The organism is Pseudodesulfovibrio alkaliphilus, from assembly GCF_009729555.1.
Classification (GTDB): Bacteria; Desulfobacterota; Desulfovibrionia; order Desulfovibrionales; family Desulfovibrionaceae; genus Pseudodesulfovibrio; species Pseudodesulfovibrio alkaliphilus.
On sequence record NZ_WODC01000001.1, the window covers coordinates 182,804 to 195,123 of the forward strand.

Here is a 12,320-nt window from a genome sequence, read left to right on the forward strand (position 1 = left end):
ATAGAGACAGGACAAAGAGCGCAACACCCTTATTTCAGGGCGAGCGCTCTTTGCCTGATTAGCTTAAAACTTCGAAGTTACTTGATTTCAACTTCGGCGCCGGCTTCCTTCAGCTGCTTGGCAGCGTCGTCGGCCTCATCCTTGGAGACGTTTTCCTTGATCGGCTTGGGAGCCTCGTCAACCACAGCCTTGGCCTCTTTCAGACCCAGCCCGGTCAGGGCGCGCACGGCCTTGATAACGGCGATCTTGTTGCCGCCAGCGTTGGTCAGCACGACAGTGAACTCGGTCTGCTCCTCGGCGGCGTCGGCAGCAGCGGCACCCGCGGGAGCGGCGGCGACAACGGCAGCCGGGGCAGCAGCCTCGACACCGAAAACGTCTTCGAGCTCTTTGATGAACTTGGAAAGTTCCAGGACGGTCATGTTGCCGATGAATTCGACAACCTGTTCTTTGGTGATGTCAGCCATGATAAATTCTCCTTACGAAAGTTACGCTTTGAACCTGGTTTAGGCGGCTTCCTTCTGTTCCTTGATGGCGGTCAAGGCATAGAGGAACTTGCGCTCGATGTTTGCGAACAAACACACGAAATTGCGCGGTACGGCCTGCATGGTGCCGAGTACGGAACTCAAGAGCTCAGGCTTGCTGGGCATCTTGGCGAGTTCACGCACACCGTCGCCATCAAGAAACTGCCCCTCAAGAGAACCGAAACGCAGAGCGAACTTCTTGTTCGACTTGTCGAATTCGGCCAGCGCCTTGGCCAGGGCGACAGGATCGTCGTACCCGAGCGCAATGGCGCAGTTCTCTTTGAGATGTTCGCTCAAGCCACCGTGTTCGGTGTCCTTGAGAGCCAACCGGGCCAGGGTATTCTTGACGACCTGGTAGTCAACGCCGACCTCATAGCACTTGGCGCGGAGCCTTGTGAGCTCTTCAACGCTGAGTCCCTTGAAGTCGGTGACGACGGCAATGCTCGCCCGCGCAGCTTTTTCGTGCAGCTGCTCGATGATCTGGGCTTTTTCTTGCCTGTTCATCAACCACTCCTCGTCGTTCGGCCCGGAAAGCAGGTCAAAGCATTGTCTGAGCAGGATATTAAGGGATCACGGCCCCACCTGCCTTCTCTGACTCAACTCTCCGTGCGATTATATCCAGGGCGCCCCGCGAGGGACGCCCGGTATCCCAGTATCAGCCTTGTTAGGCTTCGATGAACTTTCTGATGGCCAGGGGGTCGATCTTCACGCCGGGCCCCATGGTGGTGGCCACGGCCATGGCCTTCATATAGGTGCCCTTGGCACTGGAAGGCTTCATACGCATGACCTGGGCCAGCAGGGTCTTGAGGTTTTCACACAGCTTCTCGGTACCAAAAGAGACCTTGCCGATGGGGGCATGAAGCACCCCGGCCTTGTCCACCTTGAACTCGACCTTGCCTGCCTTGAGTTCGGTCACGGCCTTGGTCACGTCCATGGTCACGGTGCCGGTCTTGGCGTTGGGCATCAGCCCCCGCGGGCCGAGGGTCCGGCCGATCTTGCCGACCAGGGCCATCATGTCCGGGGTGGCCACGGCCTTGTCGAAATCGAGCCAGCCGCCCTGTATCTTCTCGACAAGATCGTCAGAGCCGGCATAGTCGGCTCCGGCGGCCTTGGCCTCGGCCACCTTCTCGGGCTTGCAGAAGACCACCACGCGCACGTCCTTGCCAAGCCCGTTGGGCAGGCTGACCGCACCGCGGATCATCTGATCCGAGTACTTGGGGTCAACGCCAAGGTTGATGGCCACGTCCACTGTCTCGTCGAACTTGGCGAAGGCGCTCTCAATGGCGGTCTTGACGCCTTCCTCGACCGGAACGCGCAGGGCGGTATCCCTGTCGCCGACGGCATTGCGGTATTTCTTTCCATGCTTGGGCATTTCGTATTTCCTCGCTAGCCCTTGACTTCGATGCCCATGCTGCGGGCGGTGCCCTCAATCTGCAGCATGGCCTTCTCAAGGTCGTTGGCGTTCAGGTCCGGCATCTTCAATTCGGCAATTTCCTTGATCTGGGCCTTGGTGACTTTGCCGACCTTCTCCTTGTTGGGTTCACCGGAACCCTTTTCCAGCTTGGCGGCCTTGAGCAGCAGCACCGGGGCGGGCGGAGTTTTGGTGATGAAGTCGAAGGAACGGTCTGCAAAGACCGTGATGACGACCGGGATGATAAGCCCCTTCTGGTCCTGCGTCCGGGCGTTGAACGCCTTGCAGAACTCCATGATGTTCACGCCGTGCTGGCCCAAAGCCGGGCCGACCGGCGGAGAGGGGTTGGCGCTCCCGGCGGGGATCTGCAGTTTGATCTTTCCTATTTCTTTCTTGGCCATTGTATTCCTCGGTGAGAAATTTCGCTGTTGGCGAGTATTTCCGGGCTATCCCTTGTCCACCTGGACGAAATCAAGCTCCACAGGAGTCTGACGTCCGAAGATGGAGACGGAAACCTTAAGTTTTCCCTTGTCGTAATTGACCTCTTCCACAACACCGTTAAAACCGCTGAAGGGGCCGTCGATGACCCGCACCTCGTCCCCGCGCTCGAAGTTGAACTTGGGACGCGGCTTCTCCTGGCGGCTCTCCATCATGTTGAGAATGTTCTCCGCCTCGCTGTCGCGCATGGGCGTGGGTCGGTTCTTGCCGCCCACAAACCCGGTGACACGCGGGATGGACTGTATCAGATGCCATGTGTCATCGGTCAGGATCATCTTGATCATGATGTACCCGGGGTAGAATTTCCGGGTGGAAGTCTTGCGCTCCCCCTTGACCATCTCGACGACCTTCTCGGTGGGCATGACGACCTCTTCGATGAGGCCCCGGTCCTGTCCGGTCCGCATCATCTCCCGTACGGTCTGCTCCACGCGCTGCTCAAAACCCGAATAGGTATGAACAATGTACCAGCGCGAGCGGGGTGCTGCTTGTTCCAGTGTGGCATCCATGTTTGATCCAGCCTTTGCTCCAGAGCTAGGGACTTCTAGGACAATATGGCCCCGACGATCTTGGAGAGCGCCAGGTCAACAATGCCCAGGTAAAGAGCCACGACCAGACTGACGAGCAACACTGCCACGCAGGTGCTGATGGTCTCCTTGCGCGTCGGCCAGACAACCTTCTTGATCTCGACCTTGGACTCCTCAAAGAATTCGATGAACTCCTTGATTTTCCCGACCGGACCGGCTGATGACGCCATGGCGGACTGCTTGTCAGCGGCCTGTTTGCCTTTCTTTTTGGTCATAACTTCTTTTCCCAAATTATTGAGCGGGTCGCGGGGCCTTGCCTTGCACGGGCAAGGCCCCGTAACGCCCGCTTGCAAACAGAGTTGGCAGGGGTAGAGGGATTCGAACCCCCAACATCCGGTTTTGGAGACCGGCGTTCTAGCCGTTGGAACTATACCCCTGCTCTATCGAACCTACTTAGTCTCTTTGTGGACAGTGTGCTTCTTGTCCCAGGGACAATACTTGCTCACTTCCAGCCGCCCGGTAGTGTTCTTCTTGTTCTTCTGCGTAGCGTAGTTTTTACGCTTGCACTCGGTGCACTGCAGCTGAATGTTGATACGCATGGACTACTCCACGATCTCGGTGACGACACCAGCGCCGACGGTGCGGCCACCTTCGCGGATGGCGAAGCGCAGGCCGGCTTCCATGGCGATGGGCGCGATGAGCTCGACGTTGAAGGTGGCGTTGTCACCGGGCATGACCATCTCGACGCCCTCTTCCAGCGCGACAACACCAGTGATGTCGGTGGTGCGGAAGTAGAACTGCGGACGGTAGCCGGAAAAGAACGGGGTGTGGCGTCCGCCCTCGTCCTTGGAGAGGACGTAAACCTCGGCCTTGAACTTGGTGTGCGGGGTGATGGAGCCGGGCTTGGCGGCAACCTGGCCGCGCTCGACCTCCTCACGCTTCACGCCGCGGATCAGCAGACCCACGTTGTCGCCAGCCTGACCCTGGTCGAGGATCTTGCGGAACATCTCGACGCCGGTGCAGGTGGTCTTGATGGTGTCCTTGATGCCGATGATGGCGATTTCCTCGCCGACCTTGACCACACCGCGCTCGATGCGGCCGGTGATGACGGTACCGCGGCCGGAGATGGAGAACACGTCCTCAACGGGCATGAGGAAGGGCATGTCCACATCGCGCTCAGGCTCGGGGATGTAGGAGTCACAAGCGTCGAGCAGCTCGTAGATGGGCTTGGCATCTGCATCGTCGGCGCTCTCGCACTCAAGAGCCTTGAGGGCGGAACCGCGGACGACCGGGATGTCGTCACCGGGGAACTCGTACTTGCTCAGCAGTTCGCGCACCTCAAGCTCCACCAGCTCCAGCAGCTCCTCGTCATCGACCATGTCGCACTTGTTGAGGAAGACGACCATGGCGGGCACGCCGACCTGACGGGCGAGCAGAATGTGCTCACGGGTCTGGGGCATGGGACCGTCGGTGGCGGCGCACACGAGAATGGCGCCATCCATCTGGGCGGCACCAGTGATCATGTTCTTGATGTAGTCGGCGTGACCGGGGCAGTCCACATGGGCGTAGTGACGGCTCTCGGTCTCGTACTCGACGTGGGCGGTGGCAATGGTGATGCCGCGCTCTTTCTCCTCGGGAGCCTTGTCGATCTCGTCGAAGGCGACGAACTGGCCGTGGCCCTTGAGGAAGGCGAGCTTGGTGATGGCCGCGGTCAGAGTGGTCTTGCCATGGTCGATGTGACCGATGGTGCCGATGTTGACGTGCGGCTTGCTGCGCTCAAATTTTGCTTTACCCATTTGATCCCCCTAACTGAAAAGGTGTGTAGGTTTTATTACGCTAAAAACTCGGTTGACACGGCATGAACCATGGAGCCCACGACCGGATTTGAACCGGTGACCTCATCCTTACCAAGGATGTGCTCTACCTGCTGAGCTACGTGGGCGGCGAACCCACTTTTACCGTAAGGAGATGTGTGGCCATGGAGATGCTAGAGAAATGGAGCGGGAAACGGGACTCGAACCCGCAACCCTCAGCTTGGAAGGCTGATGCTCTAGCCAATTGAGCTATTCCCGCTCACTCTCCGTAGTCCATACAGCAGTCCCAGACCGCCTCCTACAGCGTGGCTTCAAAAAAATTTGGTGGTGGGGGGAGGATTTGAACCTCCGAAGTCGTTCGACGACAGATTTACAGTCTGTTCCCTTTGGCCACTCGGGAACCCCACCATTTTTGTCTTTGGAGCTGGCGATGGGACTTGAACCCGCAACCGGCTGATTACAAATCAGCTGCTCTACCAATTGAGCTACGCCAGCTCTCCGGGAACGAAGTCTATATCCGCCATGATGTCAAAAAGCAAGCGTTTCGTCGGCTTTTTCGCCAGATGCCCGCATGCGCCTTGATGCGCTCGAAGACGGGTCGGTTTATGTTGTTCACCCTGCTCTTGTCAACCCTGCCGATCAAGTTTTTTCAATTTCTCGACCACCGCTGCGGGAGCCTCTCCTTGCCGAACCCTTTGACTCCGCTTGCGACTCCCAGTATGAGCCTGTCCCATGACACCTTTTCGCATCGCTCCCGACGAGCCCTGGCTCGCGCCATTGGCCGGATATTCCGACCGGCCCTTTCGCCTGCTCGCCAAGCGTTACGGCTGTGCCGTGGCCTGCTCCGAAATGGTCAGCGTCAAGGGCATGGCCTTTGACAACGAAGGGACGCGCCGACTCATAGCCACCTGCCCCGAGGACACGCCCATGGTTCTCCAGCTTTTCGGGTCGGACCCGGCTCTCTTCGGCCCCGTCATGGACACGCTGGTGGCACAGGGCTATCGATACTTCGACCTCAATGCGGGCTGTCCGGTGCGCAAGGTGCTCAAGTCCGGCAGCGGCGTAAAACTCATGGAAGAGCCGGACACCCTGGTGCGTATCGCGTCCATCATGGTGGAGCGGGCTGCGGCCCTTCCCCAGAGCCAGGGCATTGGCGGCCGCGTGGGCGTCAAGTTCCGCCTGGGCTTCGAAAAAGGGGCGGACACCTATCTCGAGCTTGCCCAGCGGCTTGAGGACGCGGGCGTCAACTGGGTAACGCTGCATCCTCGCTACGGCCGCCAGATGTTCGCGGGCCAGGCCGACTGGGCCAAGCTCGCCCTGCTCAAGCGCACGGTCTCCATCCCGGTCATCGCCTCGGGCGACCTGTTCACGGCTGAAGACGGCGTTCGCTGCGTGAATCAGACCGGGGCGGATGCAGTCATGTTCGCCCGCGGGGCGCTCTATGATCCGTCCATCTTCGGCCGATTCCGCGCCCTGATGGCCGGAGAACGTCCCCCTGACCGCGACGGCGCGGCCCTGGCCGAAATCGTGCGCGAACATATCCGCCTGACCCGGGAGTATGAAGGCGACGGCCGATCCTTTCGCAAGATCCGCTCCATCATTCCCCGCTACGCCAAGGGACTCAAGGGTATCCGGGCTCTGCGGGCCTCTCTGCTCCAATGCTCGGACTGGACCGCTCTTGAGGAGGCGGCCTCGATCATCGCCGGGCTTGAGCCCGCCGACGGAGTCGCCCCGGAAACGCATGTTGACGTGATTTGCCAATAACGGTTACAACCACGCCTGATCGACCTTCTCGTTTTCGTACTCTTTTTTGAAAAGGAAACGGTGCCCCATGTCCACCGAGACGAGCGAAATCCTGCTTGAGGCAGGAACCAACGAACTGGAAATCGTCGAGTTCTATATCGAGGAAATCCCGAAGAACAAAGACGAGTCGCCGTCCGCCCAGACCGAGGGCGCGCCAAGAACCCGCAAGAGTTACTTCGGCGTCAACGTGGCCAAGGTGCTCGAGATCATCCGCATGCCCGAGGTGACGGAGATGCCCGAAGTCTCGCACGAATCCGTACTCGGGGCCTTCAACCTGCGCTCGCGCATCATCCCCCTGCTCGACCTCGCCATGTGGCTCAGGAAACGCCGCGTGGAGAACGAGCCGCCCAAGGTCATCGTCACCGAGTTCAATCAGGTGACCTCGGCTTTCATGGTTTCCGGCGTCACCCGCATCCACCGCATCAGCTGGGAGGATGTGGAAGCTCCCAACAAGTACGTCTCTGCCCTGTCGAGCGACTCCATCACCGGCGTGGTCAAGTTCGACGACCGCATCGTTTTCATCCTCGACCTGGAGCGCATCGTCTCCGAGCTCAATCCCGAAATGCGGCTCAAGCTCGACGACAATGTGGAGTTCAACACCGAAGAGCGCTACCGCGCCCTTATCGCCGACGACTCGCCCCTGATTCGAGAGATGATCCGCGACATGCTCGGCCAGGCCGGATTCCGGGTGGAAAAGACCAACAACGGCCGAGAGTGTTGGGACCGGCTCAAGGAGATCAAGCAGAGCGCCGTGGACGAGGGCCGCCCCATCACGGATTTCGTCCAGGTCATCGTTTCGGACATTGAGATGCCCATGATGGACGGCCACCACCTGACCCGGCGCATCAAGGACGATCCGGTCCTGCGGGACATCCCGGTCATCCTCTTCTCCTCCCTGATCACCGAAAAGCTGCGCTACCGGGGCGAGGCCGTGGGTGCCGACGACCAGATATCCAAACCCGAGATCACCTACCTCGCCCAACGCGCCGCCGCACTCATCGAGGCGCGCAAGAAGAAGCGCTGATCCGTAACGACTCGCCAAAAGAAGCGGCCTTCGGAGGATTCCGAAGGCCGCCTGTTTTTTGGATATTGCACCAAGGACGCGTCAGCAGATGCGCGGCAGTTGCTCGCCCTCGAGCATACCGAGCAGCCGCTTGCCGCCCAGGCGGGTGATCAGCGCCACCTTGCCGGGATTTTCGTCGGTCATGGTGCCGATGCGGCAGGCGTCCCGCCCCAAGGGGTCTGCACGCATGATCTCAAGGGCCTTCTCGGCATCTTCGCCGGGCAGCACGCACAGGAACTTGCCCTCGTTGGCCAGATAGAGAGGGTCCAGGCCGAGGATGGAACAGCCGCCCGCCACCTCGGGCCGCACAGGCAGACTCCCCTCGTCCAGGTGGCAGCCTACCCTCGAGCTGTGGGTGATCTCGTTGAGCGTGGTGGCCAATCCTCCGCGAGTGGGATCGCGCAGCACATGCACCTCGGGCAGTTCCCGCACCAGTCGAATCAGCAGATGGTTGAGCGAGGCGCTGTCGCTCTCGACCCGGGCTTGAAAGTCGAGCCCCTCGCGGGTGCCGAGGATGGTCAGGCCGTGGTCGCCGATGGTGCCGGAGATGAGCACCGCGTCGCCGGGCCGGGCGCGGTCGCCGCTGGGGGCCGGGTCCACGATGATCTCGCCGATGCCGGTGGTGTTGATGAATATCTTGTCCACCGCCCCCCGGGGAACCACCTTGGTATCGCCGGAGACGATGACCACCCCGGCCTCGCGCACGGCCTCGCCCATGGAGGCCACGATTATTTCGAGATGGTCCATGGGCAGCCCTTCTTCTATGATATAGGCGCAGGTCATGAACCGGGGCACCGCCCCCATCATGGCCACATCGTTGACCGTGCCGTGCACGGCCAGGGAGCCGATGTTGCCCCCCGGAAAGAAGATCGGGTCCACGGTGAAGGAGTCCGTGCTCATGGCGATGCGGCCGGAAACGGCCAACTCGGCCGCGTCATTGAGCCGGTTGAGTTCCTCGTTGCCCAGGTGCTTGAGAAAAAGCTCGGAAATGAGCCGCTGCGAAGCGCGGCCGCCGCTGCCGTAATCGAGTAAAACCTTGTCGCTCATGACTAATCCAGCTTGTATTTATAATAGGCGGCACAGCTGCCTTCGGTGGAGACCATGCACGGGCCGACCGGATTGGCCGGGGTGCACGCCTTTTTGAACAGAGGACATTCATCGGGCCGCTTGATGCCCTTGAGAATGTCGCCGCACTTGCAGCCGGGCAAGGCCGGCCCCTCTTCAATGACGATGCCGAACTCTTTCCCCGCGTCAAAGGATTCCCAATCGGGCCGGATTTCCAGTCCGCTGCCGGGAATGCACCCAATGCCGCGCCACAAGGCGTCGGTCGGTTGAAAGACCTCGTACATGATCTCCCGCGCCTTGGCGTTGCCCGCATCGCTGACAATGCGGGTGTAGCTGTTGACCACACGGGCCTCGCCCGCGTTGCGCCAACGGACCATGGACAGCAGGGCCTGGAGGATGTCCAGAGGCTCGAATCCGGCGATCACGGCGGATTTTCCATATTTATCGGCGATGAACCTGTACGGTTCCAGACCGATGATGGCCGAAACATGGCCGGGCAGGATGAAACCCTCGATACCGGCCCGCTCGTCGGCCAGCAGCGCTTCCAGGGCGGCAGGCACGGTCTTGTGAAAACAGAGCACGCGCAGGTTGCCGATGCCCTGTTCCCTGGCCATCTTCATTGTGGCGGCAATGGTCGGAGCCGTGGTTTCAAAACCCACGCCGATGAAGACCACCAGGTCTCCCGGATTTTCCCGTGCCAGCTTTAAGGTGTCAAAGGGCGAATAGACGACCTTGACCCGTGCTCCATCGGCCTGGGCCTTTTTCAGGTTGCGCCCCTGGTGGCCGGGCACACGCATCAGGTCGCCGAAGGTGGCCATGATCACCCCGTCCCGGCCCGCAAGATCGAGAAAGGCGTTGACCTCGGACTCGTGAGTGACGCAGACCGGGCACCCCGGTCCGCTCAGATGGACGATCTCCTCGGGAAGCAGGGAGCGCAGCCCGCTCTGAAATATGGCCACGGTGTGGGTACCGCACACCTCCATGAACCTGAGGCCGCCGGAAAGCTCGGTCCGCAGGGTTTCCAGCACCTTGCCGCACAACTCAGGGTCACGAAATTTGTTCAACAATTCAAAACTCAAACCATCCCCCCATGCGAAAGTGTCACCCCAATGCCGGGGTCAGGACTCTGCATATACCGATTGCATCCATCGGGCAAACAAAATCCCGGCGCATTTGCCTCGATCGTGCGGATGGCCTCTGAACATTGGACCAAGGAAGGATCAGCGCAGCACCGGCAAATCACTATCTGACAGAAATAGTGTACTATTTCAACTTTTCTGGCATTTTTTTATGAACATATGTTCACTTTACCCTTGACACTCCGACGCATGAGCATACCCTCATTCGTACAGGTGACCGCACCTTGTGCGGACGATGAAAACGGCCCAACCGGCCACAACAATGGAGGTATGTATGCCCTTCTTCAGCAATCGAGGATTTGGACGAGGCTTCCTGGCCAACGATCCCGCCCGGCGGCAAGGTGGGGGGCGCGGCTTTGGCCGCGGTTACGGCGGACAGGGATGCGGCCAGGGTTACGGCTACGGCTGCGGCTTTGGGCGCGGAATGGGTTTTGGCCAGGGATTCGGCCCCGGCCGGGGCGCTGTGCCCATCGCCCCGGCAACAGACCGCCCGAACCGTCGCATGAGCGGGTCCATGGCTCGGTCCCGCGAAGATGTCGCTCCCGGCCGAGGCTTCGGTGCCGGCCCGGCCTGGGGTTGCGGAGGAGCCATCCGGCGCAGGCGGCGCACCCGCATCCTCTGGAACCCGGCGGAGACCAGGGGATAGCCACCCCGGCAAGAGACGGGGCCGTCTCATGACCATCAGGCGGCCCCCGGCTCGGAAACACGCGTGCCTGCCGTCGCCAAACCAGCCATCTCAAGGCCGCCCCCCTGCCCGCAAATCGGGGCAATGGCGGCAGGACGCATGCCAACACCCTCTGCACGGTCTCAATGCCGGGACGCTGGCTCACAAAGAAATGCCATCTTCCCGATCCGCCCCGCTTTCTTTTTCATGCGCCTGCTGATAGATTGAATCCGTCGGGCGCAATGACGCCTCCGGCCAGACGAACCGTGCCCCAAGAGCGGCACGAAATCCGCGATGAACGCCTCCAAGACTCCCCCGGCTTCCGGCCTCGACATGTGCTCGCCCCTGCCCGCGCCGCCACCAATGGTCCACGATCCAGGACTTCCGGTGCCGGACGAATCCCGGTGCATGGAGCACTGGAGCGCCTTTGCCATGCTCGAAAATGTGGCCGCCCACAGTCTGGTGGTGGCCAGGGTGGCGACCTTTCTGGCCGTCCGCGCCAGGGAGATGGGTATGGCCGTGGACGTGCCCACGGTACGCGCCTCGGCCCTGCTCCACGACATCGCCAAATCCTATTGCATCCGCCACGGGGGCAACCACAGCCAACTCGGCGGAGCCTGGACAGTGGCCCTGACCGGCAACCCGGCCATTGCCACTGGCGTCACCCACCACGTCTACTGGCCCTTTGCATTGAACCTTGCCGACTATTTCACGCCGCTGGCGGTCATCTACGCGGACAAGCGCGTCCGGCACGACACCCTGGTCAGCATCGAATCCCGGTTCCGCGACCTGGGCGACCGCTACGGCGTCTCCGAACCCATACGACAACGCATCGAGATCACCAGGGTCCAGGCCGTGGAGCTCGAAACGCTGCTGTGCGACACTCTTGAGGTGGATTTGAATGAATGTGCTTTTGATTGCGGGCGGGTGGTCTGACGAACGGGAGGTCTCCCTCTCGGGCGCAAGGATGATCCACGCCGCCCTGGAAAGGCTCGGGCACCAGGTCTCCTTTTTCGACCCCGCCCTGGACTTTGCAAACCTCCTGCGCGTGGCCCGCGAGGCAGACTTCGCCTTCATCAACCTGCATGGAACCCCCGGCGAAGACGGCCTGATCCAGGCGGTTCTCGACAAGGCGTGCTGCCCCTATCAGGGGGCTGGTGCGGCGGCTTCCTACCTGGCCCTGAACAAGGCGGCGTCCAAGGAAGTCTTCGAGTCGGCAGGCATTCCCACGCCGGACTGGCAGTTCGTCACCCGTGTGCAGGGGCCGGACACCCCGCCGACCCTGCCCTTGCCGGTTTTTGTCAAACCCAACAAAGGCGGCTCCAGCCTGGGCATGAGCCTAGTGCGAACGTCCGGGGAGTTCCCGGCCGCCCTGAACACGGTCTTCTCCCTGTGCCAGTCGGCCCTGGTGGAACGCTTCATCCCCGGAGTGGAGCTGACCTGCGCGGTGCTCGACCATCGCCCTCTGCCCCTGATCATGATCACCCCGAAAGGCGACGCGGCCTTCTTTGACTACCACAACAAGTATGCCGAGGACGGCGCCGAAGAGATCTGCCCCGCACCCGTGCCGGACGAGGTGACGCGCAATGTCCAGTCGCTCATGGTCAAGGCCCACAAGGCACTGGGCCTGACCGGCTACAGCCGGGGAGACTTCATCCTGTCTGCCGACGGCACTCCCTATCTGCTGGAGATCAACACCCTGCCCGGCATGACGCCCACCAGCCTCCTGCCCCGCGCCGCCGCCCAGGCGGGTCTGGCCTTTGAGGATCTCATAACCGAGCTGATCCGCCTCGGCCTTGAGGAGCGAGGGCGCTAGGC

At 61.0% G+C, this 12,320-nt stretch carries 15 protein-coding genes and 5 tRNA genes; 5 read left to right on the forward strand and 15 right to left on the reverse strand.

The annotated features are described in order from the left end of the window. Nucleotides 1-77 precede the first annotated feature (77 nt). The 13 genes from rplL to GKC30_RS00980 form a co-directional block, all read right to left on the reverse strand. Nucleotides 78-464, reverse strand: coding sequence for a 50S ribosomal protein L7/L12 (gene rplL, locus GKC30_RS00920; protein ID WP_155931604.1), 387 nt, complete (start codon nt 462-464; stop codon nt 78-80). Between the two features lie 39 nt (nt 465-503). Further along, nucleotides 504-1,025 (reverse strand): 50S ribosomal protein L10, encoded by a 522-nt coding sequence (gene rplJ, locus GKC30_RS00925; RefSeq protein WP_155931606.1) that lies wholly within the window; start codon nt 1,023-1,025, stop codon nt 504-506. Nucleotides 1,026-1,185: 160 nt separating this feature from the next. After that, nucleotides 1,186-1,893: a 50S ribosomal protein L1 gene (rplA, locus tag GKC30_RS00930; protein ID WP_155931608.1), complete on the reverse strand. Its 708-nt coding sequence runs from the start codon at nt 1,891-1,893 to the stop codon at nt 1,186-1,188. Between the two features lie 14 nt (nt 1,894-1,907). Then, nucleotides 1,908-2,333: a 50S ribosomal protein L11 gene (gene rplK / locus GKC30_RS00935; protein ID WP_155931610.1), complete on the reverse strand. Its 426-nt coding sequence runs from the start codon at nt 2,331-2,333 to the stop codon at nt 1,908-1,910. A 45-nt stretch (nt 2,334-2,378) separates the two neighbouring features. Continuing rightward, the gene (gene nusG, locus GKC30_RS00940) at nt 2,379-2,936 is read right to left on the reverse strand and encodes a transcription termination/antitermination protein NusG (protein ID WP_155931612.1); all 558 of its coding nucleotides are present in this window, start codon (nt 2,934-2,936) and stop codon (nt 2,379-2,381) included. Nucleotides 2,937-2,971: 35 nt separating this feature from the next. Continuing rightward, nucleotides 2,972-3,229, reverse strand: a complete 258-nt coding sequence (secE, locus tag GKC30_RS00945; RefSeq protein ID WP_155931614.1) for a preprotein translocase subunit SecE — start codon at nt 3,227-3,229, stop codon at nt 2,972-2,974. Between the two features lie 85 nt (nt 3,230-3,314). Then, nucleotides 3,315-3,391, reverse strand: a tRNA-Trp gene (locus GKC30_RS00950). A 12-nt stretch (nt 3,392-3,403) separates the two neighbouring features. Beyond that, nucleotides 3,404-3,553, reverse strand: coding sequence for a 50S ribosomal protein L33 (gene rpmG, locus GKC30_RS00955; protein ID WP_155931616.1), 150 nt, complete (start codon nt 3,551-3,553; stop codon nt 3,404-3,406). 3 nt (nt 3,554-3,556) lie between these two features. Beyond that, the gene (tuf, locus tag GKC30_RS00960) at nt 3,557-4,750 is read right to left on the reverse strand and encodes an elongation factor Tu (RefSeq protein WP_155931618.1); all 1,194 of its coding nucleotides are present in this window, start codon (nt 4,748-4,750) and stop codon (nt 3,557-3,559) included. Nucleotides 4,751-4,820: 70 nt separating this feature from the next. Further along, nucleotides 4,821-4,896: transfer RNA gene (locus GKC30_RS00965), tRNA-Thr, on the reverse strand. A 54-nt stretch (nt 4,897-4,950) separates the two neighbouring features. Next, a tRNA-Gly gene (locus tag GKC30_RS00970) sits at nt 4,951-5,027 on the reverse strand. Nucleotides 5,028-5,090: 63 nt separating this feature from the next. After that, a tRNA-Tyr gene (locus tag GKC30_RS00975) sits at nt 5,091-5,176 on the reverse strand. An 11-nt stretch (nt 5,177-5,187) separates the two neighbouring features. Then, nucleotides 5,188-5,263, reverse strand: a tRNA-Thr gene (locus tag GKC30_RS00980). 237 nt (nt 5,264-5,500) lie between these two features. Here GKC30_RS00980 and GKC30_RS00985 point away from each other — a divergent pair. Then, complete coding sequence (locus GKC30_RS00985) at nt 5,501-6,532, forward strand: tRNA dihydrouridine synthase (RefSeq protein WP_155931620.1); 1,032 nt, start codon at nt 5,501-5,503, stop codon at nt 6,530-6,532. Between the two features lie 67 nt (nt 6,533-6,599). Next, the gene (locus GKC30_RS00990; RefSeq protein WP_155931622.1) at nt 6,600-7,595 is read left to right on the forward strand and encodes a chemotaxis protein; all 996 of its coding nucleotides are present in this window, start codon (nt 6,600-6,602) and stop codon (nt 7,593-7,595) included. Nucleotides 7,596-7,676: 81 nt separating this feature from the next. Here the strand turns inward: GKC30_RS00990 and hypE are convergent, their stop codons facing one another. Together hypE and hypD are read right to left on the reverse strand one after the other, a co-directional pair. Continuing rightward, nucleotides 7,677-8,681, reverse strand: coding sequence for a hydrogenase expression/formation protein HypE (gene hypE, locus GKC30_RS00995; RefSeq protein WP_155931624.1), 1,005 nt, complete (start codon nt 8,679-8,681; stop codon nt 7,677-7,679). Between the two features lie 2 nt (nt 8,682-8,683). After that, nucleotides 8,684-9,778: a hydrogenase formation protein HypD gene (hypD, locus tag GKC30_RS01000; protein ID WP_155931626.1), complete on the reverse strand. Its 1,095-nt coding sequence runs from the start codon at nt 9,776-9,778 to the stop codon at nt 8,684-8,686. Between the two features lie 334 nt (nt 9,779-10,112). Here hypD and GKC30_RS01005 point away from each other — a divergent pair, with 334 nt between their 5' ends. The 3 genes from GKC30_RS01005 to GKC30_RS01015 all read left to right on the forward strand — a co-directional run bounded on the left by GKC30_RS01005 (nt 10,113) and on the right by GKC30_RS01015 (nt 12,318). Continuing rightward, nucleotides 10,113-10,484: a hypothetical protein gene (locus GKC30_RS01005; RefSeq protein ID WP_155931628.1), complete on the forward strand. Its 372-nt coding sequence runs from the start codon at nt 10,113-10,115 to the stop codon at nt 10,482-10,484. Between the two features lie 312 nt (nt 10,485-10,796). Further along, nucleotides 10,797-11,438 (forward strand): HDIG domain-containing metalloprotein, encoded by a 642-nt coding sequence (locus GKC30_RS01010; RefSeq protein ID WP_155931630.1) that lies wholly within the window; start codon nt 10,797-10,799, stop codon nt 11,436-11,438. Continuing rightward, nucleotides 11,404-12,318, forward strand: a complete 915-nt coding sequence (locus GKC30_RS01015; protein WP_155931632.1) for a D-alanine--D-alanine ligase family protein — start codon at nt 11,404-11,406, stop codon at nt 12,316-12,318. Before GKC30_RS01010 ends, GKC30_RS01015 begins: the two co-directional genes overlap by 35 nt. The last annotated feature ends 2 nt before the right edge of the window (nt 12,319-12,320 follow it).

What these genes read in the sequence shown, in the direction of transcription:
- rplL (WP_155931604.1), bottom strand. Translation starts at nt 464, where the DNA reads ATGGCTGACATCACCAAAGAACAGGTTGTCGAATTCATCGGCAACATG.
- rplJ (WP_155931606.1), bottom strand. Translation starts at nt 1,025, where the DNA reads ATGAACAGGCAAGAAAAAGCCCAGATCATCGAGCAGCTGCACGAAAAA.
- rplA (WP_155931608.1), bottom strand. Translation starts at nt 1,893, where the DNA reads ATGCCCAAGCATGGAAAGAAATACCGCAATGCCGTCGGCGACAGGGAT.
- rplK (WP_155931610.1), bottom strand. Translation starts at nt 2,333, where the DNA reads ATGGCCAAGAAAGAAATAGGAAAGATCAAACTGCAGATCCCCGCCGGG.
- nusG (WP_155931612.1), bottom strand. Translation starts at nt 2,936, where the DNA reads ATGGATGCCACACTGGAACAAGCAGCACCCCGCTCGCGCTGGTACATT.
- secE (WP_155931614.1), bottom strand. Translation starts at nt 3,229, where the DNA reads ATGACCAAAAAGAAAGGCAAACAGGCCGCTGACAAGCAGTCCGCCATG.
- rpmG (WP_155931616.1), bottom strand. Translation starts at nt 3,553, where the DNA reads ATGCGTATCAACATTCAGCTGCAGTGCACCGAGTGCAAGCGTAAAAAC.
- tuf (WP_155931618.1), bottom strand. Translation starts at nt 4,750, where the DNA reads ATGGGTAAAGCAAAATTTGAGCGCAGCAAGCCGCACGTCAACATCGGC.
- GKC30_RS00985 (WP_155931620.1), top strand. Translation starts at nt 5,501, where the DNA reads ATGACACCTTTTCGCATCGCTCCCGACGAGCCCTGGCTCGCGCCATTG.
- GKC30_RS00990 (WP_155931622.1), top strand. Translation starts at nt 6,600, where the DNA reads ATGTCCACCGAGACGAGCGAAATCCTGCTTGAGGCAGGAACCAACGAA.
- hypE (WP_155931624.1), bottom strand. Translation starts at nt 8,681, where the DNA reads ATGAGCGACAAGGTTTTACTCGATTACGGCAGCGGCGGCCGCGCTTCG.
- GKC30_RS01005 (WP_155931628.1), top strand. Translation starts at nt 10,113, where the DNA reads ATGCCCTTCTTCAGCAATCGAGGATTTGGACGAGGCTTCCTGGCCAAC.
- GKC30_RS01010 (WP_155931630.1), top strand. Translation starts at nt 10,797, where the DNA reads ATGAACGCCTCCAAGACTCCCCCGGCTTCCGGCCTCGACATGTGCTCG.
- GKC30_RS01015 (WP_155931632.1), top strand. Translation starts at nt 11,404, where the DNA reads ATGAATGTGCTTTTGATTGCGGGCGGGTGGTCTGACGAACGGGAGGTC.